Origin of the sequence: Psychrobacter sp. AOP5-GZ1-6 (assembly GCF_052376345.1) — a bacterium.
Lineage (GTDB): Bacteria > Pseudomonadota > Gammaproteobacteria > Pseudomonadales > Moraxellaceae > Psychrobacter.
The window spans coordinates 1-22,393 of sequence record NZ_JBQSVP010000047.1; the positions used below are offsets into that span (position 1 = coordinate 1).

General features: G+C 39.8%; 18 protein-coding genes and 1 pseudogene. 11 read left to right on the forward strand and 8 right to left on the reverse strand.

Annotated elements, in window-relative coordinates:
* Positions 1–149: 149 nt before the first annotated feature.
* Positions 150–1,433, reverse strand: a complete 1,284-nt coding sequence (locus ACT3RN_RS08015) for a dicarboxylate/amino acid:cation symporter (protein ID WP_095570672.1) — start codon at positions 1,431–1,433, stop codon at positions 150–152.
* Positions 1,434–1,508: 75 nt separating this feature from the next.
* Complete coding sequence (locus ACT3RN_RS08020) at positions 1,509–2,204, reverse strand: aspartate/glutamate racemase family protein (protein WP_095570663.1); 696 nt, start codon at positions 2,202–2,204, stop codon at positions 1,509–1,511.
* Positions 2,205–2,319: 115 nt separating this feature from the next.
* Here ACT3RN_RS08020 and ACT3RN_RS08025 point away from each other — a divergent pair, with 115 nt between their 5' ends.
* On the forward strand, positions 2,320–3,207 hold the full coding sequence (locus ACT3RN_RS08025; protein ID WP_095570662.1) for a LysR family transcriptional regulator: 888 nt from the start codon (positions 2,320–2,322) through the stop codon (positions 3,205–3,207).
* A gap of 760 nt (positions 3,208–3,967) precedes the next feature.
* Complete coding sequence (locus ACT3RN_RS08030; RefSeq protein WP_095570661.1) at positions 3,968–5,068, forward strand: replication initiation protein; 1,101 nt, start codon at positions 3,968–3,970, stop codon at positions 5,066–5,068.
* Between the two features lie 314 nt (positions 5,069–5,382).
* Here the strand turns inward: ACT3RN_RS08030 and ACT3RN_RS08035 are convergent, their stop codons facing one another.
* The gene (locus ACT3RN_RS08035) at positions 5,383–6,318 is read right to left on the reverse strand and encodes a replication initiation protein (RefSeq protein ID WP_443509397.1); all 936 of its coding nucleotides are present in this window, start codon (positions 6,316–6,318) and stop codon (positions 5,383–5,385) included.
* A gap of 373 nt (positions 6,319–6,691) precedes the next feature.
* Positions 6,692–8,845 carry a MobA/MobL family protein gene (locus ACT3RN_RS08040; RefSeq protein WP_443563633.1) on the reverse strand — a complete coding sequence of 718 codons (2,154 nt, stop codon included), beginning with the start codon at positions 8,843–8,845 and terminating at the stop codon, positions 6,692–6,694.
* 286 nt (positions 8,846–9,131) lie between these two features.
* On the opposite strand from ACT3RN_RS08040, the gene ACT3RN_RS08045 reads away from it, so the two are divergent.
* Positions 9,132–9,647, forward strand: a complete 516-nt coding sequence (locus ACT3RN_RS08045) for a hypothetical protein (protein ID WP_192992482.1) — start codon at positions 9,132–9,134, stop codon at positions 9,645–9,647.
* A gap of 121 nt (positions 9,648–9,768) precedes the next feature.
* Here ACT3RN_RS08045 and ACT3RN_RS08050 read toward each other — a convergent pair whose 3' ends face one another.
* Both ACT3RN_RS08050 and ACT3RN_RS08055 read right to left on the reverse strand, forming a co-directional pair.
* Entirely contained in the window at positions 9,769–10,044 is a 276-nt protein-coding gene (locus ACT3RN_RS08050) for a hypothetical protein (RefSeq protein ID WP_443509399.1), read from the reverse strand.
* A gap of 156 nt (positions 10,045–10,200) precedes the next feature.
* On the reverse strand, positions 10,201–10,425 hold the full coding sequence (locus ACT3RN_RS08055; protein WP_192520660.1) for a helix-turn-helix domain-containing protein: 225 nt from the start codon (positions 10,423–10,425) through the stop codon (positions 10,201–10,203).
* A 363-nt stretch (positions 10,426–10,788) separates the two neighbouring features.
* On the opposite strand from ACT3RN_RS08055, the gene parA reads away from it, so the two are divergent.
* The 7 genes from parA (at position 10,789) to ACT3RN_RS08090 (ending at position 19,906) form a co-directional block, all read left to right on the forward strand.
* Positions 10,789–11,427 carry a ParA family partition ATPase gene (gene parA, locus ACT3RN_RS08060; RefSeq protein WP_068039576.1) on the forward strand — a complete coding sequence of 213 codons (639 nt, stop codon included), beginning with the start codon at positions 10,789–10,791 and terminating at the stop codon, positions 11,425–11,427.
* A gap of 3 nt (positions 11,428–11,430) precedes the next feature.
* A complete protein-coding gene (locus ACT3RN_RS08065; RefSeq protein WP_192992484.1) occupies positions 11,431–11,640 on the forward strand; it encodes a chromosome partitioning protein ParB in 210 nt (69 codons plus the stop codon).
* A 323-nt stretch (positions 11,641–11,963) separates the two neighbouring features.
* Entirely contained in the window at positions 11,964–13,505 is a 1,542-nt protein-coding gene (locus ACT3RN_RS08070) for a type I restriction-modification system subunit M (RefSeq protein ID WP_443563674.1), read from the forward strand.
* Positions 13,502–14,689, forward strand: coding sequence for a restriction endonuclease subunit S (locus ACT3RN_RS08075; protein WP_442062966.1), 1,188 nt, complete (start codon positions 13,502–13,504; stop codon positions 14,687–14,689). The genes ACT3RN_RS08070 and ACT3RN_RS08075 overlap by 4 nt, the downstream gene beginning before the upstream one ends.
* Positions 14,682–17,783 carry an HsdR family type I site-specific deoxyribonuclease gene (locus ACT3RN_RS08080; RefSeq protein WP_442062969.1) on the forward strand — a complete coding sequence of 1,034 codons (3,102 nt, stop codon included), beginning with the start codon at positions 14,682–14,684 and terminating at the stop codon, positions 17,781–17,783. Before ACT3RN_RS08075 ends, ACT3RN_RS08080 begins: the two co-directional genes overlap by 8 nt.
* Before the next feature lie 205 nt (positions 17,784–17,988).
* A complete protein-coding gene (locus tag ACT3RN_RS08085) occupies positions 17,989–18,624 on the forward strand; it encodes an Abi family protein (protein WP_144297963.1) in 636 nt (211 codons plus the stop codon).
* A 73-nt stretch (positions 18,625–18,697) separates the two neighbouring features.
* Complete coding sequence (locus tag ACT3RN_RS08090; RefSeq protein ID WP_442062972.1) at positions 18,698–19,906, forward strand: TonB-dependent receptor domain-containing protein; 1,209 nt, start codon at positions 18,698–18,700, stop codon at positions 19,904–19,906.
* A 312-nt stretch (positions 19,907–20,218) separates the two neighbouring features.
* Here the strand turns inward: ACT3RN_RS08090 and ACT3RN_RS08095 are convergent.
* Positions 20,219–20,443: pseudogene (locus ACT3RN_RS08095) on the reverse strand (integrase core domain-containing protein); the annotation flags it as partial.
* 329 nt (positions 20,444–20,772) lie between these two features.
* On the opposite strand from ACT3RN_RS08095, the gene ACT3RN_RS08100 reads away from it, so the two are divergent.
* Positions 20,773–20,955, forward strand: a complete 183-nt coding sequence (locus ACT3RN_RS08100; RefSeq protein ID WP_226940942.1) for a chlorhexidine efflux transporter — start codon at positions 20,773–20,775, stop codon at positions 20,953–20,955.
* Here the strand turns inward: ACT3RN_RS08100 and ACT3RN_RS08105 are convergent.
* The gene (locus tag ACT3RN_RS08105) at positions 20,927–22,069 is read right to left on the reverse strand and encodes a siderophore-interacting protein (protein WP_442066352.1); all 1,143 of its coding nucleotides are present in this window, start codon (positions 22,067–22,069) and stop codon (positions 20,927–20,929) included. The two genes, ACT3RN_RS08100 and ACT3RN_RS08105, sit on opposite strands and share 29 nt — an antisense overlap.
* Between the last annotated feature and the right edge of the window lie 324 nt (positions 22,070–22,393).

A 22,393-nucleotide genomic window follows, 5' to 3' on the forward strand; every position in this document is an offset into this window, starting at 1 on the left:
GGAGACCTTCCTAAATTTTGTGTAAGTATTTAATCTAAACGTCAGTTACACAGAATCTGGGATGGTCTCAGCACATAACCTAGTCTTTGTGCTTAACTTGACAACTATCTATTAAAATTAATACATTTACATTCCAACTTATAACTATTTTATAAACTTTTGTTTATAATTAATCCTTGTCCAGAATAGTTGTAAATTGACTCGTCTAACTCTTTCTCACTCTTACCGACTAGAACAGAAACCATCAAATCACCACAAACATTGACACTAGTTCGTGCCATATCGAGTATACGGTCAATACCGGCGACTATGGCCAGACCTTCTAGTGGCAGACCTACAGTAGTGAGAACTAGAGATAGCATGATAAGACCAGCACCAGGAACCCCAGCCGTTCCAATGGACGCCAAAGTCGATGTCATGATAATTAAAACATAATCAGAAAAAGCAAGGTCAATACCGAATGCTTGAGCGATAAAAAGTGCACAGACACCCTGATAAAGCGCTGTACCGTCCATGTTTATAGTAGCTCCCACCGGAAGAACAAAGCTAGATACGCCTTCCGATACACCCAACTCTTCACGCGCCGCCTTGATAGTAGCTGGTAAAGTACCTGAACTGCTAGTTGTAGTAAAAGCAATTACAGCGGGGTTAATTATTCCTTTCAAATAACGCATAGGATTAAGGCGTCCCAAGATACTCAATAAACTAGTACAAAACACGAGCACATGAATTAAGCAACCAATGTAAACTAAGGCAATCACTTTGATTAATGGCACTAGGACATCTAAACCATACTTACCAGCTACCCAAGCCATTAAACCAAAAACACCATAAGGTGCCAGTTTCATAACCAGCTCGGTTAGTTTATACATAGCTTCAGCCAAACTTTCAAACAGTTGTATAGCAGGTTTGGCTTTTTCACCGCAAAGCACTAATGCCACACCTAAGCCCAGAGCAAATACTATTATTTGTAAAATGTCGCCCGCCGCTAGTGCACCCACTGGGTTCTGGGGTACTAGGTTAAGCAAAGTTTCAATAAAGGTCGGTGCTTCTTCACTCGCAGCAGCAACGTCAGTTACAACCATATTAAGCCCTTTCCCTGGTTCAAATAGGAAGCCTAAGCCAAGACCAATAGTGATCGCTACAGCAGTCGTTCCTAAGTAAATAGTGACTGTCTTTATAGCTATACGACCCATTTTGCGAATGTCCTTCATTGAGGTCACGCCTACGATCAGCGAGAAAAACACTAGAGGCACAATTAGCATCTTAATGGCGTTGATAAAGAGTGTTCCGATTGGTTTTAATATTTCAGCATCGGGACCTAAGATCACACCGGCAACTATTCCTAATACCATGCCTATCAGGATTTTTTTCCAAAGTGAGAGTCGACCCCAAAAATTGGAACGGCCTTGTTTTATGTTTGCATTATTCATTATTGTTTCCTTCCATTTCATTAACTCTGTCCATAATATTTCCATTATTTAAATTGATATAATTAATACGTTTTTTTAAACATATTCCTTAGCCCAGTTAACACATTGCTGAGCAAGTATATCTAATGAGTCTAAACATTGATTTGGCATATCTTTCTCAAGTTGAGCTAATGCAATTGGAATTTCTGTACATCCTAATATCACTGCGTCAGCTTTCTGAAGTATCATGGCATTGAAAATAGGCTCTATTAACTTCGTACCATTTTCAATATTCCCAGATTTAACTTCATTAATTCCATTCATAACAGACGTTTGTTGTTCTTCATTAGGAATAAGAACATGAATGCCTTTGGCTTCCAAAGCTTCCTGATAGAGCTGAGTTTTGATTGTTGCATTAGTTGCTAATACCGCAATATTTTTATAACCAATATCACAAATTTTGTTCACTACGCTATCAATGATACTTATCGTATGAATGTTACTGTCTTGCGTTAATCTTCTATACCAAAAATGAGCAGTATTACATGGAATAACGATACAGTTGGCTCCGGCCACACTAAGCTCTTGAAAGCCATTTTTTAATTGTTCAAAAGGATCATTCTCTCCAGTCATGATAAAAGTCGTTCTATCTGGTACTTGAGGTATATTCCTTATAAGCATGGGTATATGCTCTTGGTCTGTTTTAGCAGGAGTAAGAGTAATCACTTTCTTCATAAATTCAGCTGTAGCTAAAGGTCCCATACCACCTAGCACGCCCAATATTTTATTCATTTTGAGAAACCAGAATATAAACGATAGGGACTAATCTATATGATTACTTGTCTTTTGATAAATGCTATTATCCTTAACCATATGCATAAATTGCATAATGTCAAAGGAAGTAGTTATGAATATTGAAAGTAAATGGCTAGAAGATTTTCTTATTCTTGCAGAAGTTAGAAGCTTTTCAAAAGCAGCACAAATCCGAAATATGACGCAGCCGGCATTTAGTCGTCGAATTCAATCACTCGAAGAAACAATAGGCTCGCAACTCATTGATAGAAGTAATGTGCCAATCAGCCTTACTCCTGTTGGTAGTGTATTCAGAACATCAGCTAGAAACTTAATGGGACAAATAACAGAGACGATAAACCATTTGAAGGGGCTATCAAATCTTGATGGAAGAGTAATCAAGGTTGCTGCGGCGCATTCACTAGCTAATAGTTTTGCCTCTAAATTGCATGACATTGCATCAGATATCATAGGATCTTCAATTTTGAATATTGAGGCTATCGATGTAGATCGTGCGATCGAAGCTTTGCAGGATGGTGAGTGTGACATATTGCTTTCATTTCATAATGAATTATTGAACCTACCACCCTACTTATCATTACTTATTGGTGAAGCAAAATTATTACCGGTATCCGCCTGCGACAATAAAGGTTTACCACTATATAAGTTTTCAGAAGAAAAGCCCTGTCCTTATTTATCGTATAGTCGCAATTCTTATATGGGTAGACAAATTGAAAAAGTTAGGTCGAAAGTAAATCTTAATATTGTGTTCTCTTCATCAATGACAGATTTGTTGAAACAACAGGTAATAAACGGAAAAGGTATTGCTTGGCTACCTGACTATGCTATAGAAAAGGAACTTGAAACAAAGCAACTAACAATTATTGGTAATTATGAGTTGGTCTTACCTATTTCTTTTTATGCATATCGCTATCAGGCCCGTTTACATGAGTCAGGAGAACGATTTTGGAATGAATTGGCAAAATTACAAGTAGGTGAATAGTGTCTTTAGAATTGAACCACCTATGTTATCCTGCTGGTGTATTTTAGCAGTTAATCTCTATTTGTAAGTGTTCTTATTTATTGGGGGGATTACCCTGCAACCTGCAACGTAATCAATATTTTTCTTACTTAAACAGAATATATTAGAGGAAATTTGATAACAGACCACTTTTATTTGACAGGATTATTACAGATCCTCAAAATAATTTTGAGTATTTGAGTATTTGAGTATTTGAGTATTTGAGTATTTGAGTATTTGAGTATTTGAGTATTTGAGTATTTGAGTATTTGAGTATTTGAGTATTTGAGTATTTGAGTATTCGAGCGGAAAATAAAACTAGTTTTTTTCAAATAAATAAATTTACTGAACGACTTATTGGTGTCGATATCCATATTTTCTATCTAAGACAGGAGATGATGATTATCAAATAGGAGTAGATACATAAGAGATTAGACTAAATAAATATAGATATAATATCGCATATGTATACACGATTATGTAGATATAATATCGTATCTTTATACTCAGAGTTATATCCTGGGAGGCCTATAAATAAAGGCTTTGCGGATGCCCAATAAAAAGTGTAGACTACAGAAATGCGAAAGCCCACGCGGGAACGTGGGCTTTCTAGCATAGGGGTTAAGTTGTGTTGGGGAACACTTCTTAACAATGTTTTGAATGAGCAATTAAGCAGAAACAAAACGATCTAACCAGTCGCTATTGTAATGCTTACTTGCTATAAATACAAGTATTTAGACTGATGTCATTACAGTACGCAACTGTCCAAAATCCGTCATTAATCAACAATGACGTTCTAAAAGTAGCACCTCTAAAACGCTTCTATGAAAATATGCCTGCGTGGATGCCTATAAGTCTCGAAAAAGGCAAAGGGTTGACTGAGCCACTAGAAAAGAAAAACGCGCTTACAGACGGCAGGTTGATACAATTTAATGCTGCTAAATTAGTGCGTTATCTAGTTTTTGATGTTGATGAAATGCATCCGGATGATAATGCAGACTACGAACACAACTGTTTTTACAACTGGCACGTTGCAGGTTTACCACCACCACAAATAATAATTAAAAATAAAAAAAACGGCCATTGTCAGTATTTTTATGAGCTTAAAACGCCAGTTAGTACTAGCGATAAAAGTAATCAGAAAATTGTGTTTTGGCTGCACTCAATACGCAGAGCAATGACGTTAGAGCTTAATGCTGATAGCGCATACACTCACCACATATCACGCAATCCTTTCAACCCGATTGATCAGGAAGTCTTTTATAATTTAGTCAGGCCGTATAGCCTAGATGAGCTAACAAAAAACCTTGATTTATCGACGAAATACAGCATTCAAAAACCAGATGACTATATAGGACTTGGGCGCAATAACGATACGTTCCACACTGTGCGCTTTGATGCTTACTCTTATAAAAGTCGATGCAATACAGAGCAGCAGCTCTACAGCTTCGTGTTAGGACGCTGTAGAGCAGTAAACGCTGACTTATTTGCTAATAACATGTTGCCTGAAAACGAAGTCAAGACCATTGCAAAAAGCATTTCCGAATGGACATGGAAGTATTACACAGGTAAATCACGACATATTAGTAAGAAGTTGAGTAAAGAAAAAGCAAGAATTGGTAAAAAAGGTGGAAAGGCAACAGGAGCAGCCAAGAAAAAAAATAATGCACGTAAGAGAAAAAAGGCACTTGAATTAGTTGAGCAAGGTATATCAAAAGCAGAAGTAGCACGGCAGCTCAAAATTGCACGATCAACAGTAATCAGCTGGTGCAAAGATGCTGAGAAAAAGGCGGAAAATGACGACCTTCAAAACAGCATGTTTTTTGACACACTTTTTGACTAGAAAATTCGATAACCACGGTAGTTACAGAGCAAAAAAGTGTCGTGTAAGCTATCAGATAAAGACCGTAGGTCTTCCGCATGTGCTTTGGGCGGAGCGCAATGCACATGCGGTCTCTTTTAGTGTGTTGGTATTTGTTACCTGTTTCTTCTACTTTGTTATGCTTGTACAAAATCATCCTTTGGTAATGAAAATGATATTAGAGACCTTCCTAAATTTTGTGTAAGTATTTAATCTAAACGTCAGTTACACAGAATCTGGGATGGTCTCAGAAAAAACGATGGTTCTTTTAACTATAATTGATGTTAGACAAAATATTAGTGTTTAACCTTTGGTAGATAGCTCTCTAAACCCTTATTGGGCTTGTTAAAGCTTTCAGGCTCTCGTTGTATGATATTAATCATTTCACGCTTAAATGCCTCAGTCTGCATTTTGCCGTCATAACTTAGGCTTGGATGGTTGTTATAGTCATTCATAAACTGCACGTTATCAACAATCGACTGGATAGCTGCTTGCGATAATGCACCGTCTGCACCCGTTAGCTTGTCTAATGTTTTTTTATGAAAACTCAGCTTTAAGCCTCTAAATCCCTTACCTCTCGATTTCTTTTGATACTCCACGCTAACACTATAGTTTGTATTCTCGTTAATGTCGTTGATAGCTGTTTCAATAACAAATTGTCGCAAATGACCGAACTGCTTGTATTTACCTTTGACATTCATTACATACTTAAATTCTTCAAGTGTAAACTCTTTGCTGTACTGAAACTGATTAACCCACATAACGACCAATTCATATAAACGTATTGAGTGGATACTTGATAACTCGCCGATTTCAAGCAACTTATACTTAGTAAAATTAGCTCTTAGCTGTGTCAAATAAGGCAAAATCTTTTCTGCAAAAGATAAAAAAACTTCTCCGTTATCCGGGTCATAGACAATACTACTGATAAGTCTTGTTTGAAGTATTTTGTTTTCGGGCAAGCTCATTACAATATCAACGTCATACAAACGCTTACTTGCGTTTTCCATATCACGATAGACGTTTTGCTCGTTTTTAGACTTCTTACCAAAGAACAGTGACTTTATATCATCTACAGACACTTTAAATTCAGTCTGTTTTGTTACTTCTGGTGCGTCAGGTCTACTGTCTATCTGACTAATACACGCAAGCATTAGCTCTTTGTCTGTTTTTTGCATTGTGTATGTTGCTAAAATCAGCTCGTTTGATTGAACAACTAAATTATTTTCCATTTTTAATCCTGCTCATTTACTGTTTTTTTTAAAACGTTCAAGCTATATTAGCAGAAAAAACAGTTAAATAAACAGTATTTATTATATAACTGTTTTTTCTGCTCATTTACTGTTTTTTCTGCTCATTTACTGTTTTTTCTGCTCATTTACTGTTTTTTCTGCTCATTTACTGTTTTTTCTCTTTGTAACCTATTGATTTTAAAGGTGAAAAAATGCTCTTAAACAGGAGTAAACAGGAGTAAACAGGATCAAATAAAAACCCTTAAAGAAGCGGGTAATAAATTTTTTTGTGGATAAGTAAAAAATCATCACTTAAACAACGTATCTTGCCTAAGCAAATTTTTCCTCAGTAGCGGTTTTTTTGAGGACTAGATTAAGGACTAAATCCTCGCCTAGGTGTATTAGTTCTACTCACTTGATACTGATAGGTCTCTAAACCACCCTGTAGTGCTCTGTGTTGGCTTTCAGACAGCTCTTTGCCATATTGCTCAGTAAACGTCTCTAAAGTGGCTTTAAGAGCCTCTGAGTAGGTTTTACGCTGGGTTGTTGGTAAGGAGTTGACATCACGCAATGCAAGTTTGAGTTGCTCACAGGTTTCATTTAAGGTATCTGCTAAATGTTCTTTGGCAAGCCCTCTTGCCTCAGTTGGGTAGTTATCCTGATTGATGTAATCCGTTAATTCTTCTATATAGCTGAACGATGACATGGTGTCCCGAGTCATTCTCCCTACCTCTCCTGCGCTACCGCCCAGCTCGTCGATGTTACTGGTATTCAATGCCGCTCGTTTTTGATCGAGATTGTCTCTGAAGTCTGTAAAATGCTTGATAAGCGCTAGATACTGCTGACGTTCAGCATTAGGATCACGCAACAGCTTAATAATGGCTTTGTTGTTTTCAACCAGCGTGTGATCAAAACGTTTGGCCACTTGGCGTAAGTGCGCTGTAAATTCCACTGCTTTATCATGGCTCTCAATACCATGGTGCTTTGCAAACTCGCTGAGTACGGCTACTTGTCGCTGATCAAATTTATCAGGCGTGTTCTCTGCGGTTTCTCCTTGTGCCCATCTGATTGTCATCGACTCATGATGACGTTGTAGTAAGCGCATCGCCAGATGCAGCTTCATACGTTCAACATACTCAAAGATTCTCTCATCTTCATAACGGTTTGCTCGAGTGTCTCGATCAATTTGTCTTTGCTGTCGATCAAGTCGAGCAGCTCTTGCTCGTCGTGCGTCGTCATCGAAGGGGTTGGGGACTGGTTTTGCTCGCTCTGCAATGCCTTGATGGATGCCCTGAGCGACTGATTCGCTGTTTGCAGCTCTTTTTGAGTTTGCACTAATCCACTGTTTTGAGAGATCAATGCGTTGTTGTGCTTTTTGGCTTCTTCGGTCTGTTCCATTAATCCACTTTGGTAGGTTTTCGCATCGCTCAGCTGCCCAAGCAACGCCTCGTTTTGCGTCTTCAATGCATCGGTTTGTGTCGTCAACTCGATCTGCTGTTCTGTTAGATTGTTCTGTGCAGTACGCAATGTCGTGTTCTGAGCTTTCAATAAGTTGTTTTGTGAGGTCAACTCGCTGTTTTGTGCCTCCAATGAGTCTATGTAGTCTTGCATTTTGCTCAGTTGCCCGAGTAAGTCCGTCTCTAAGTTGTTTGATTCGTCGCTCATGGTCTGCCTCCTGTTTGATATGGTTCTCAGCAACCAGTTTGTTGCGTGCTTTGATTGCTCGGTTGGTATTGCCTTTTTCGGTCATGATGCCTCGGCGCTCCATTGCCGTTGCATGAACGCCCATTTTGATGGTGGGCTGCTGATCAAGCCTCTGATCTTTATAACTGCGTGCATCCATCAATGGTAGATTATGTTGTGCTAACACCTTGTTGGCGGTATCTACCCACATCCCACGGATACGCTTAATTTCTTTCATTGATGACGGCAGACCATGCGCCTTACGTTTTTTATTAGACCACTCAAACGGGGTCTTAAGGTTTGGGTCAAATGCCAAGGTTTTATTGGGCCCAACGATGGGCGCTCGAGTGGTGACTAAAATATGCGCGTGAAAATTGCGCGGATCAGGATTTTTCTCCCCTTCGCGTAAACGCTTAGAGCTGGGTTTAGCGTCAGGATCAAAAGGCAGCTTCATCACTGGACGGTGAATACAAACATCAGCAATCACGTCCATATCATCAACCAGCTTTTGGGCAAAATCTATTGCCAGTGAATGGCGATCTTGCTCAGACAACTCATAAGGTAGATTAATCAGCCACTCACGCGCCACTCGACTGTCCGAACGAGTCTCTGCTGCCTCAGCCAAATTCCAAAGCATCTCTCTATCGACATTCACACCTAGTGCTCTTAGCGCAAATGGCAAAACGATATCACTACTCATGACGCCAGACTTTTTACTATAGTCGTGGGTCTTACCGTATTTAACATCATCGAGAATATCACCAGCACGATAGGCGGCGCATGCTACTGCCGACTGTCCCGCTTTTCGAGAAATTGCTTTAGTATCGATATGAACCATTGTCATAATAAGCGAACCTAATGTTGGGTTTTTTGCACACCACGTCTTTTGTGGTGTGCGGGGTTTGGGGTTTCCCCAACGAAGAAGGATTCAAAATTAAGATAGTAACGAAGTGGATAGATTAAATTTTGAGTCGTTGCTTCGCCCTTAGTCAGGGGGACGCAACCATTAAACAATAAAATAATATATATCGGATGTCTGATGTGGTTGTGTTAAAGCATATCATAAGTGATTGAATGATGGTGAAGTCCTTGCTAGGGTTAATGATATATTATTTATAAGGAGAGAGACTATGTCAGTTACTAATAATAAAGCGCCTGAATCTATATTTGATAAACAAGATTCTAATAAGCTGAAAGAGCGTCAACGGTTAGAAGAGTTGAAACGCCAAACTAAGATTCAGCAGGTAAAGTTAGATAAGCGACTGAACAAGCAAAAAATTCTAATGGGGGCATTTTTAGGTCAGGTATTGGCAACTAAAGGTGACGATGAACAGATGATCCGAGAATATTTTGCGATTCACTTTCCAGATTTCTTAACGAGAAAATCTGATAAGTTTTTATTCAAAAGCATGATTGAAAGTTTAGGCGGTGATATAGGTTTAGGCGATGAAGAGGATTCATTTGAGATTAAACAAAAAGAGAAGAGTCAAAAAGCTATTAATGAGGAAGTGGAAATAAAAGTTGATGCTACGGAACAGGGCCAACCGGAGAAATTCGTGAGCACGACTGATAGGGGTCCACTAGATTTTTCTTTGGGTGAGACAGATTATTCTGATCAGGGCAGTCACCAAAATTATCATCGTTAAAAGCGTGACAATAAATATGGTATCGGCTAATAAAAAATAGCCAGATGGTGACAACTGGCTATTAAGGCAATAAATATCAAGCTCTATCGGTCATAAGAGAGGCCTTTTTAATCTAAAACGATTATGCTGCTTGGTCAGTATGAGCTGTGACCAACTCTATAAAGGCGGTTTCAAGGGTGCTTAACGTATAATCATCAATCATAAGACCGTCATCTAGCTGTCGTTGCACCCAGACATAAATCGCTTCATCATTATAAAGGATAGAGTCAACACCAAGTAATGATGCCAGTTGTACGCCCTGCTGTATTTGTAAGCTGAATAACAGCTGAGAGGCTAAAGCTTTAGTCTGTTCACTAAACCAAGCGCAGCTGTTGAGCCGAGATAGATTGTTATTCATTGGTATTCTCCTGTAGATTATTGTGTATAAATAATGGATAAAATGACTTACTACAGGTCAAATTATACCTATATTTTAATCTATTGCAAGAGAAAATGACCTTCTATAGGTCTTTTTATACTTTTAAAGGTGATAATGTCTTATGAGCGAAGGTGTTCACTCAGGCGACTCACTGCTGTTCTCATTTATGATTTCATATAAATCACCAACATTGATTCTAAGATACGTGCATAAAGACTCGATGACATCTAGGTCAACTCGGGTGGCTTCTTCATGATACATGCGAGTAATGGTGCCACGATTGATGCCAGTATCCCTTGCGACATCGGCAATTTTAAGGCGTCTTTCGCCCATGATGGTCGATAAGTGACACTTCACCATAGTGATTTCCTCATTAACGATTAGTGGTTTTGATTGGTGAGCGGATTATAACGAATATGAGTGGCTAACGTATTCGTTTTAGTAGCTCGAATTGATATTCAATAGCGGCAATTTACCTATTAGTAGGCAGTTTATTATGCTGTCTTTAATGCAGGACGTCTATCATAATGGATAGACGCTAGTTAGAAAAGACGATGCTATTTTGACTATGAAGTATTGCTATTAGTAGTGATGTGATGTACATTTTAGTTATACTTATATACTTATATACTTATATACTTATATACTTATATACTTATATACTTATATACTTATATACTTATATACTTATATACTTAATGCGTGCTACAGGGATCTGTATTTATGAAAGTAATCGCGGTATTAAATCAAAAAGGTGGCAGCGGCAAGACTACCATCGCAACGCATCTGGCTCGTGGCTTACAGTTGAAAGGCCATAGTGTTCTGCTAGTAGATAGCGATCAGCAGGGCAGTGCGCGTGACTGGAGAGCGGTTGATGAAGACAATCCGGTACCAGTGATCGGGCTCGACAGACCAACACTTGATAAAGATTTAAAAAGCGTCTCTGATAAAGATTATGTGGTGATCGATGGATCGCCGCAAGCTACTAGTCTGGCTATTTCTGCTATAAAAGCGGCTGATTTTATATTGATTCCAGTGCAGCCGAGCCCCTATGATATCTGGGCAACCAGCGATTTGGTTGATTTAGTGCAGCAGCGTATTGAGATGATGGATGGCCAACTAAAGGCAGCCTTTGTCGTCTCACGCGCCATTCAAAATACCAATATTGGTAAAGAGGTTGCAACCGCGCTGCTTGATTATAATCTTCCGGTATTAGAGACCAGAGTGATGCAGCGAGTTGCTTATCCTAATAGTGCTGCCCTTGGTAAGACAGTATTTGATACCGAATCGCCTAGTAGCAATGCGTTACAAGAGATAACCGCATTGGTCAGTGAGATTCAAATATTTTTTGGTGAGGAGTAAGTCATGAGTTTATCAGCAGGTCGTCCTAGTAAGAACGTTAAGGATCAATTGGCTTTATCGGATGTGACGGACAGTCCCAAAAAGACGGTACGTGTGAATTTTAATTTAGATGGAGATAAACACATTGCGCTCAAGCGGTACGCGCTTGAAAGCCGAAAAACGGTGACTGAGTTGTTGACTGAAATGATTGAGGAAAAATTGGTTGAGCGATAGGTATAAAAAATTCGTTTTTCTATACCTATAAAAAGGATATGTATAAAAAACTCAAAAAATTATACATATCGTCGAACGCTGTGCACCTTACTAGTATCATCAGATGCTTGTTTTCTTAAGACAGACGCAGAAGCAAGCTGTAAAGAAAATGCCCATGGCAAAACAAGCACTGTTTCCTATATCAGCACCATATAATAGAACCAAAAACGGTTAGCAGTGCTAAGGTATATTGCCCTTAATCAAAGCGTACTCAATAACGATTTAAGTTACACAAAACATAAGGGGCTTCTAGCCCCATCATTATTCCTATAGGATTTTTTATCATGACAAGTACCCAACAACGTGCGGAACTGCATCGACAAATTTGGCAAATTGCAAACGAGGTTCGTGGTTCAGTCGATGGGTGGGATTTTAAACAGTATGTGTTGGGGACTTTGTTCTACCGCTTTATCAGTGAGAACTTCTCTAGTTATATTGAGGCGGGTGATGAGAGCGTTAATTATGCCGCACTTCCTGATGAAGTGATTAATGTTGATATTAAAGACGATGCGATTAAGACCAAGGGTTATTTCATATACCCAAGTCAGCTGTTTGCTAATGTGGCTGCCAACGCGCATAGAAATGAGAACTTAAATACGGATTTGGCTGCTATCTTTAAAGAGATTGAAAGCTCGGCCAATGGCTACCCGTCTGAGCCTGATATTAAGGGTCTGTTTGCGGATTTTGATACCACCAGTAACCGATTAGGTAATACGGTCGCGGATAAAAACACTCGTTTAGCTGCGGTCCTTAAAGGGGTAGCGGGCCTTAAACTGCATCAGTTTGAGGACAGTGAGATTGATCTATTTGGCGATGCTTATGAGTATCTGATCTCAAACTATGCGGCCAATGCGGGTAAATCAGGTGGTGAGTTCTTTACACCCCAAAGCGTGTCTAAACTGATTGCTCAAATTGCGATGCATAAACAAGAGACAGTTAACAAAATCTACGATCCAGCTGCAGGCTCTGGCTCTTTATTGCTGCAAGCTAAAAAGCACTTTGATAATCACATCATTGAAGAGGGTTTTTTTGGTCAAGAGATTAACCACACCACCTATAACCTTGCACGTATGAATATGTTTTTACATAACGTGAACTACGACAAATTTAATATCAAGCTGGGTAATACACTGCTAGATCCGCATTTTGGGGAGGATAGACCCTTTGATGCGATTGTCTCGAATCCGCCGTATTCAGTGAAGTGGATTGGTAGTGATGATCCGACGTTAATTAATGATGAGCGTTTTGCGCCAGCGGGGGTATTAGCCCCTAAATCAAAGGCGGACTTTGCTTTTGTGCTTCATGCATTAAATTACTTATCGAGTAAGGGCCGCGCCGCTATTGTTTGCTTCCCTGGAATATTCTATCGCGGCGGTGCTGAACAAAAGATCCGTCAGTATTTGGTAGATAATAACTATGTAGAGACAGTGATTTCCTTAGCACCCAACTTATTCTTTGGAACCAGTATCTCGGTCAACATACTAGTTTTATCAAAGCACAAGACAGAGGGTAAGACGCAGTTTATTGATGCCAGTAAGCTGTTTAAGTCAGAGACGAATACTAACGTACTGACTGATGCGCATATCGAGCAGATCATGACGTTGTTTGATACTAAAGAAGATACCGATTATTTGTCTGCAAGCGTTGATAACAGCGCTATTGCTAAAAATGACTATAACTTATCGGTAAGTGCTTACGTAGAGGCAGAAGATACGCGTGAGATTATTGATATTAAAACTTTAAATAGCGAACTTGAAACGACAGTCGCTAAGATTGATAAGCTTCGTGCTGATATCGATAAAATCGTTGCGGAGATTGAGGCATGAGTCAGTTAGGTTATATGGAGAAGCTACTTGATGGGGTTGAGGTTGAGTGGAAATTTTTGGATGACATTGCAATAAAGATTTCATCAGGTGGAACACCTAGTACGGGTGTGGCAGAATATTACGACGGTAATATTCCGTGGCTACGAACACAGGAGGTAGATTTTGACGAGATTTGGGATACAGGTGTAAAAATTACGGAATCTGGGTTAAAAAATTCTAGTGCAAAGTGGATACCGGAGAACTGCATAATTATTGCTATGTATGGTGCGACGGTTGGAAAGATTGGTATTAATAAAGTTCCCATGACTACTAATCAAGCTTGTGCGAACATTCATATTGATGAAAAAGTAGCGCATTACCGTTATGTATTTCACTTTTTGTACAGTCAATATGAGTACATTAAGTCGCTTGGTACAGGTTCTCAGACTAATATAAATGCAGGGATTGTGAAGAAGCTAAAAATCCCTATCCCACCCCTTAACGTCCAAGCCGAAATCGTCCGAATTTTAGACACATTTACAGAACTTACAGCAGAACTTACAGCAGAACTTACAGCGCGTCAGCAGCAGTATGCGTACTATCGTGAGCAGTTGCTGACGTTTGAAGAGGATGATATTGAGTGGAGAGAACTAGCAAAAGTTTGTCGTTTTATAAATGGTAGAGCTTACAAGAGGTCTGAGTTACTAGAAAAAGGTAAGTATCCTGTTTTAAGAGTAGGTAATTTCTTCACCAATAATAATTGGTATTACTCAGACCTTGAATTAAATGAAGAAAAATACTGTGATAATGGAGATTTATTATATGCATGGTCTGCCTCATTTGGACCTAGAATATGGGAAGGTAGCAAAGCTATTTATCATTACCATATTTGGAAGGTTATCCCTAAAACAGAAATAGTTTCGAAAGAATATCTCTTTTATTTGCTAGATTGGGATACTGAGGCACTTAAAGCAGAACATGCTACAGGCTCAACAATGATGCACATCGGGAAAGGGTTGATTGAAAAAAGGAAGCTTCCCATTCCATCCTTAAGCGTACAGGCTGAAATCGTCCGAATGTTAGACACATTTAAAGAGCTTACCGTAGAGCTTACCGTAGAGCTTACAGCACGTCAGCAGCAATATGAGTATTACCGTGACCTGCTGTTAAGCTTCCCTAAGCCTGAGGTAGTAGCTCATGACTGACCAAACAAAAACGATTGCTGAATCGAATAATTTTATCGTTTTAAATAAATATACCAAGTGTGATCAGCCTGATGGGGGGTATCAGACTGAAGACGATTTAGAGCGTGAACTACTCAAAGACTTACAAAACCAGGGATATGAGTTTGTCCCTGGTTTAAACTCGCCTGAAACGATGCTCGCTAACGTACGTGTACAGTTGCAGATCTTAAATGAGGTGCAGTTTACAGATGCTGAGTGGCAGCGCTTTGTAATGGAGTATCTTGATAATCCGAGTGATAACATCACTGACAAAGCTCGAAAGATTCATGATGACCACATCTATGACTTCACCTTTGATGATGGACACCTGCAGAACATTGCACTACTGGACAAAAAAAACATCCCACGTAACAAAGTACAGGTCATTAAACAGTTTGCTCAAAAGGGCACACAAGCCAATCGCTACGATGTGACTATTTTGGTCAATGGCTTGCCGCTTGTGCAAATTGAGCTTAAAAAACGTGGTATCGCCATTCGCGAAGCATTTAACCAAGTACATCGTTATAGCAAAGAGAGTTTTAACTCCGATAACTCCTTATATAAATACCTACAGCTGTTTGTGATCTCAAATGGCACCGATACCCGCTATTTCGCCAATACCACCAAGCGAAATAAAAACAGCTTTGATTTCACCATGAACTGGGCGAGATCAGATAACACCCTAATCAAAGATCTAAAAGATTTTACCGCGACCTTCTTTCAAAAAAACACCCTATTAAACGTGCTGATGCATTACACCGTCTTTGATGTGAGTAATACCTCATTGGTGATGCGACCGTATCAGATTGCTGCTACTGAGCGCATCTTATGGAAGATAAACAGTGCTTATCAAGCCAAGAAGTGGAGCACTCTTGAGAGTGGCGGCTATATTTGGCATACCACAGGCTCAGGTAAGACTTTAACCAGCTTTAAAGCTGCCCGCTTAGCAACGTCGCTACCTTTTATTGATAAGGTGTTTTTTGTGGTGGATCGTAAGGATCTTGATTATCAAACCATGAAAGAGTACCAGCGCTTCTCCCCTGATAGCGTTAACGGCTCTGACAGTACCGCAGGACTCAAGCGTAACCTTGAAAAAGACGATAATAAAATTGTTGTCACTACCATTCAAAAGCTAAATAACCTGATCAAAGGTGAGGCTGACTTACCCATTTATCATAAACAAGTGGTGTTTATCTTTGATGAGGCACACCGTAGCCAGTTTGGTGAAGCACAAAAGAACTTAAAGAAGAAGTTTAAAAAATACTACCAGTTTGGTTTTACAGGCACTCCTATCTTCCCAGAAAACGCTTTGGGTGCAGAGACGACTGCCAGTGTCTTTGGCCATGAACTGCATTCATACGTTATCACTGATGCCATTCGTGATGAGAAGGTCTTGAAGTTTAAGGTGGACTACAATGACGTACGCCCACAGTTTCAAGCCATTGAAAGCGAGCAAGATGAGAAGAAACTCACAGCTGCTGAAAACAAGCAGCTGTTATTACACCCTGATCGTATTGAAGAGATATCAAAGTACGTTTTAAAAAGCTTTAGGCAAAAAACCCATCGCTTAAAAGGAAGTGGTGAAGGCTTTAATGCCATGTTTGCCGTCAGTAGTGTGGATGCGGCAAAGGCTTACTATGAAGCCTTGAGTCAGCTACAAAAGGACAGCGAGAGACCCTTAAAGATTGCCACTATCTTTTCTTATGCTGCCAATGAAGAACAAGACGCAATCGGTGACATTGCTGACGAAGGTTTTGAGCCTACCGCCATGAATAGCAGTGCCAAAGAGTTTTTAAGCCGTGCTATTCATGATTACAACGAGATGTTTAAGACCAATTACGGCGTAGACAGTAAGTCTTTTCAAAACTACTACCGTGATCTTGCAGGACGCGTTATTAAGCAGGATGTGGACTTACTGATTGTTGTCGGTATGTTCCTCACAGGTTTTGATGCGCCGACCTTAAACACGCTCTATGTTGATAAAAACCTTCGCTATCACGGTCTGATGCAGGCGTTCTCAAGGACTAACCGCATTTATGATGCCACTAAGACCTTTGGTAACATCGTGACGTTTCGTGACTTAGAGCAAGCGACCATTGATGCCATCACTTTGTTCGGGGATAGAAACACTAAGAACGTCGTGTTAGAAAAAAGCTATAGGGAGTATCTGGAAGGCTTTACCGATATTGCGACAGGCAAAGCACGACGTGGTTACTTGGAAGTAGTCAAAGAGCTGCAACAACGCTTCCCTAACCCTGATGAGATCGTCAAAGAGGCAGACAAAAAGGACTTTGCTAAGTTATTTGGTGAGTATTTACGTGTCGAGAACATCTTACAAAACTATGATGAGTTCGCGAGCCTAAAAGCGCTTCAAAGCATAGATATTACTGATACTGAAGCAGTTGAGACATTCAAAGCTGAGCACTATTTGACGGATGAAGATCTTGCTGCCATGCAAAGCATCGATGTACCCGCTGAACGAGAAGTACAAGACTATCGGTCAACGTATAACGACATACGTGATTGGCTGCGCCGTGAAAGATCAGCCAAGGATCAAAGCGAGTCCTCGCTTGACTGGGATGAAGTGGTTTTTGAGGTGGATCTTCTTAAGTCTCAAGAGATTAACCTTGATTACATCCTTGAGCTGATTTTTGAGCATAACAAGAATACCAAGGACAAGTCCGCCTTGGTTGAAGAGGTGCGCCGAGTGATTCGAGCAAGCCTTGGTAATCGCGCTAAAGAAAGCCTGGTGGTAGATTTCATCAATAAAACCAACCTGGATAACATCCCTGATAAATCCAGCATTATTGAGGCCTTCTTTAATTTTGCTCAAATAGAACAGCAGCGTGAAGCCCAAGATATGATTAATGCTGAAAATCTTAATGAAGAGGCAGCGAAGCGTTATATAACCGCATCTTTAAAGCGTGAGTACGCCAGTGAGAATGGTACGGAGCTAAATGAGGTCCTACCTAAGCTAAGTCCTCTTAATCCACAGTACTTAACTAAAAAACAAATCGTCTTTCAGAAAATATCGGCTTTTGTAGAGAAGTTTAAAGGTGTGGGTGGGAAGGTTTAGCATTAATTGCTATTGAGAAGCACTTTTCTGAATATTCTGCATTCGGAACAAGAATAATGACGACAAATCAATGTTGAAAAATAATATTTGATAAAGTTAAAAAAAGAAAACCCTGCACAAGGGCAGGGTTTTCGCATCTGTCTAGGGGGGAGGTGTTAACCTACGATACCCCTAGCTCACAATTTAATTATAAGGCTTTGTAGGTATGAATTCAACTGTTAACGGTGAAAGGGTAAAAAGTACGCTATCTTCACCCAGACTATCTACTTACGAAAAAGAAGTTTCTGACCTAGATAGCGCTTTAGAATTGTATCTATGGAATGCAAATGTATCAGGCGCTTTTTTACCTTGCCTACATATTTGTGAGGTGACTATTAGAAATGCGGTCTCAGAGGTGTTGTTTAAGCTACATAGTAACCAGTGGCCTTGGAATAAGGGTTTTATAAATACTTTGCCTAATCCTGCAAGAATAAACCTACAGCAAGCAAGCACCAAGTCATCTGATGTCAATAAGGTCATACCTGAGCTAAACTTTGTATTTTGGCAAAAAATGTTTACCAGTCGTCATGATGATCAGTTGTGGCTTCCGTATTTTAGAACTGTTTTTCCTAATGCTAATACCAATATTACGGTAAAAGCGTTAAGAGGTGAGGTTTATAATGATCTCGAGAGGATTCGGAAATTAAGAAATCGTATAGCTCACCATGAGCCAGTATTTAGTAGAAAGCTTGATGAAGATTATCAGGCAATCATAAAAATAATCGGATATAGATGTAATGATACAGCTGAATGGTTGAACTTAAACCAGAGTGTAGGCTCGATGTTGAGCAAAAAGCCTTAAAAGAGGGGACTTTCCTAAACTTTGTGTAACTTCTTATACCCTATTAGCAAATAGAAGTTACACAAAATCCAGGATGGGCTCCTTAGCTGAGCAAGGCACACTTAATATAGGGGCTGAATATCAAGACTATACGCTTGATGACACGTGGGCAGCATCTGGCAACGGTATGATGTCGCCGAACAAATTTCAAAATATCAACAATGGTCAACGTCAGCGTATCGGCATCTATGGCGAATGGGAAAAAGACATCTCTCCTGAATGGACAACTCAGCTTGGTACCCGCTACGAAAACGTACGTACCAGTGCTGATGAAGTACATGGCTATCAAGTCGGTGGTCAAAACAATATGACCAATCAGTTGCAAGATAGCGCTAACTTTAATGCCAGCGACCGTAGTACCACTGACCACAACATCGACGTAACCGCGATCGCCCGCTACAACATTGATGCACAAAAAACCTTAGAACTGGGGCTGTCGCATAAAGAACGCACACCCAGCCTCTATGAACGCTATACGTGGTCGACATGGCCCATGGCGGCTGTCATGAATAATACTGTTGGAGATGGCAATGGCTATTTTGGTGATCCCAATCTGAGTCCTGAAAAATCAAATACCCTATCAGCTACCTTAGACTGGCGCGCTGATGATGACAGCTGGGGTATTAAAGCCACACCTTATTATTCATATATTGATGACTATGTTGATGCCGTACAGTGGAATCGTATGACCAATACAGCGGCGGGTAATCAAACAACTAATCAATATAACGTACTGCGCTATACCAACCAAGATGCTGAGATATATGGCATAGATATCTCAGCCAATCAGGATTTGGCAGCAAATGCTTGGGGGTACTGGGATATAGTAGGCTCTTTAAGCTATACCAAAGGGGAAAATAAAGACAGCGGCTCAGACTTATATAACATCATGCCATTTAATGGCAGTGTCGCCCTGAATCGGGAAAATAACGGTTGGACAAACCAAATCGAAGTGGTGGGTGTCGCGGCTAAAAAGGATGTATCCACCCCTCGCAACGAAATTAAAACCGCGGGTTATGGTCTCTTAAACCTCAGTACGGGCTATCAGTTTAAAGAGGTCGCAATTGAGGCTGGTATCGATAACGTATTTGATAAAAACTATGCATTACCTCTAGGGGGCGCATACATGGGTCAAGGTAGAACCATGTCTATGAATAAGGAGATAAATGGCAGCTCTAACTGGGGCACATCTGTCCCTAGCGCGGGTCGCTCGTTCTATATAGGTGTCAACTATAAGTTTTAGTTATCATTAAGATAGCTTGTTCACTTTGTTTTTTATACCATTTCCAAAAATGAGAATAACAAAGAAAACTTGTGTGATATGACCACTAACAGGTTTAATAAGTCACACAAGGCTAATCGTATTTTTGGATTTGGTATTATTTTATGGAACCATCTTTAAGACTATAGTATTGTTCACTGCGACAGTTTATATAAGATTTTGGGACTGTTCTAGATAAGTAAAATTATTTAGGCTAGCACTATGAGAAAAAGTAAACTAAATTGGTATAAACAATGAACCGCCCCGACTATATAGGAGTCTGGTTTACTTGAGTCAGGCAGCAATACCTGACAGGATTAAATTATCATAATACCGCTTTTCAAACTCAAAGGGTGACACATAGCTAATCGTGCTATGCAAACGGGTTTTGTTAAACCAGTCCACCCACTCAAGGGTTGCCAGTTCAACATCATTAACGCTCGTCCAGTTCTCCTTTAAATAGTCAATTACCTCAGATTTATAGAGTCCATTGACCGTTTCAGCCAATGCATTGTCGTATAGTTAGCTGAATGTAAAACTGTTATGGATTTAAACGCGCTACTGGTATAAATTTTACTTGCGTGCTGCGTTCCCAGAGGCTGCGCAAAATTCATCCCAGTAGCGCTATGACATTTTTAGAGTATATCGACTATAAGAGTCACCTGTGATACCAACAGAGGCAATCACGCCAGAGTCCGTCATCCTAGAAGTATAACGAATGAATAAGTACTGAGTTCCGCGATCACCGTGATCGGTTCGATTATCGCGATACTATGGAATTACTTTTATAATCTGTTATTCGAATACGGCATAGTGAATCTACGAAGAAAAGTAAATAAGGATGTTACATGCTTTGTTTATTTGAAGGTGGTCTACTGTTATTGTTCTTTCCAATGATTGCGTGGTATTTAAGCATTAGCTTATGGGACGCGTTTATGATGGGTATCTCTTATAAGCTGTCCAAATTTATTATGTCCCTACAGAGCGACTTATACTCACCTTTTACGACGCCCGCCAATACACTTTCATAACCATATCTTGGCGAGATAAATCAAACTTAGTCTTTAATTGGCGCCTTAATACTTTGGCATCAGCTGCGCTAAGCGCGCCCCAAACCTTCTCTATAAGAATAGAGCCGTCTTCTAAACGTGTATCTATAGCTGAGACAATAGCATCAGGAAGATCAATAGAAGGTGTATTCAAAATATGTACTATATTATCTTGTTTAAAATTATCAATCTGTGCCAATGTCTGACTTAATTCGATATCTTGTAGATAAGCCGTATCTGCATCATCATTAGTGACGACAATAACGATTGGCGCTATCGTATTTTGCCAATTTTCTATTAAATTAGCGACTGTTGGTATAGACGTTTCGTCACAAATAAGCAGACACTGACCCTCATTTAAATGTGCAATTTTTTCTGGATAATCGCGTACACTTTTAAGTTGTGTTCCTGCTTGAACCGCTCTCGCCCAATTACCACCAGGTGTATCACCATGAATATAAGTATCCACCCAGCCTTGTACTTGCTGAGTTTCTGCGTCTTGCCATGCTTTTCGCAAGGTATAATAGCGCTGTAATTTCTCCGGAGCGTTATCAGGGGCGTTGGCAGATTCACTACTGATTGATATGCCACTATTCATTTCAAACAGATAAGCATATCCTGCATGATTCAGTGGCGAATCAGCAGGCGCAGTTACGACCAATCGATACATATTTGGACTGGCGTAATAACTATCAATCACAGTGAAATAACGCACTTGCTGTTTTATCGCAAGCTTGCCAAGTTTCTTTGAAGCCACCTGCAAGAGGTTGATATATTGCGACTTCAAAGTAACCGTTTCATCAATCACATTTTCAAATTCAATAAAGAATTGCTTGACCACATCAGGCAACGATTCAGCTTTATGACTTGGTAGACTTTCTGAGTTTTGAGCTGCTGCTTCGAGCAATAATCCATCGCTATAAACCTCTGCCACCACAACCGCTACATCATTACTGAGCTTAGTGTCAGCAAATGCCTCCACAAACATAGCCAGCTCATCTTGGTGTTCATCATTGACATGGTTTATGAACTTTATTTTAGCCGCCACGGGTAATGGCACTTTGTCTGTATAATGTTGATCAAAAACTTGGGACATAATGCACCCTTTATAAAAAATTAGTTTTATAAAAAAGACAAGGCGCTTGATCCACTCAATGCGCCTCATTTATTAGGCTTGTAACCTAACAAGCCATAACTATTTCTAAAATTTAGCAGTCGCTGGTACTGACATAAAAAGTAACGATAAAACAGAATAGCATAGCGGAGAGAGTCGGAAATGCGAGGATTGATTGGAGGTATTATTAATCAAATGAGAATTACTTAAAGCCATAGTAGATAACCCATTGGGTTTGTTGATGGTTTTAAAAACAGATCACGATTAAACGGAAACGACTCTGGCTTCATCTAGTGAAGTCAGAGC

Excerpts from the sequence above, each read along its gene's own strand:
- ACT3RN_RS08015 (WP_095570672.1), bottom strand. The coding sequence starts at position 1,433 with ATGAATAATGCAAACATAAAACAAGGCCGTTCCAATTTTTGGGGTCGA.
- ACT3RN_RS08020 (WP_095570663.1), bottom strand. The coding sequence starts at position 2,204 with ATGAATAAAATATTGGGCGTGCTAGGTGGTATGGGACCTTTAGCTACA.
- ACT3RN_RS08025 (WP_095570662.1), top strand. The coding sequence starts at position 2,320 with ATGAATATTGAAAGTAAATGGCTAGAAGATTTTCTTATTCTTGCAGAA.
- ACT3RN_RS08030 (WP_095570661.1), top strand. The coding sequence starts at position 3,968 with ATGTCATTACAGTACGCAACTGTCCAAAATCCGTCATTAATCAACAAT.
- ACT3RN_RS08035 (WP_443509397.1), bottom strand. The coding sequence starts at position 6,318 with ATGGAAAATAATTTAGTTGTTCAATCAAACGAGCTGATTTTAGCAACA.
- ACT3RN_RS08040 (WP_443563633.1), bottom strand. The coding sequence starts at position 8,845 with ATGACAATGGTTCATATCGATACTAAAGCAATTTCTCGAAAAGCGGGA.
- ACT3RN_RS08045 (WP_192992482.1), top strand. The coding sequence starts at position 9,132 with ATGTCAGTTACTAATAATAAAGCGCCTGAATCTATATTTGATAAACAA.
- ACT3RN_RS08050 (WP_443509399.1), bottom strand. The coding sequence starts at position 10,044 with ATGAATAACAATCTATCTCGGCTCAACAGCTGCGCTTGGTTTAGTGAA.
- ACT3RN_RS08055 (WP_192520660.1), bottom strand. The coding sequence starts at position 10,425 with ATGGTGAAGTGTCACTTATCGACCATCATGGGCGAAAGACGCCTTAAA.
- parA (WP_068039576.1), top strand. The coding sequence starts at position 10,789 with ATGAAAGTAATCGCGGTATTAAATCAAAAAGGTGGCAGCGGCAAGACT.
- ACT3RN_RS08065 (WP_192992484.1), top strand. The coding sequence starts at position 11,431 with ATGAGTTTATCAGCAGGTCGTCCTAGTAAGAACGTTAAGGATCAATTG.
- ACT3RN_RS08070 (WP_443563674.1), top strand. The coding sequence starts at position 11,964 with ATGACAAGTACCCAACAACGTGCGGAACTGCATCGACAAATTTGGCAA.
- ACT3RN_RS08075 (WP_442062966.1), top strand. The coding sequence starts at position 13,502 with ATGAGTCAGTTAGGTTATATGGAGAAGCTACTTGATGGGGTTGAGGTT.
- ACT3RN_RS08080 (WP_442062969.1), top strand. The coding sequence starts at position 14,682 with ATGACTGACCAAACAAAAACGATTGCTGAATCGAATAATTTTATCGTT.
- ACT3RN_RS08085 (WP_144297963.1), top strand. The coding sequence starts at position 17,989 with ATGAATTCAACTGTTAACGGTGAAAGGGTAAAAAGTACGCTATCTTCA.
- ACT3RN_RS08090 (WP_442062972.1), top strand. The coding sequence starts at position 18,698 with ATGGGCTCCTTAGCTGAGCAAGGCACACTTAATATAGGGGCTGAATAT.
- ACT3RN_RS08100 (WP_226940942.1), top strand. The coding sequence starts at position 20,773 with ATGCTTTGTTTATTTGAAGGTGGTCTACTGTTATTGTTCTTTCCAATG.
- ACT3RN_RS08105 (WP_442066352.1), bottom strand. The coding sequence starts at position 22,069 with ATGTCCCAAGTTTTTGATCAACATTATACAGACAAAGTGCCATTACCC.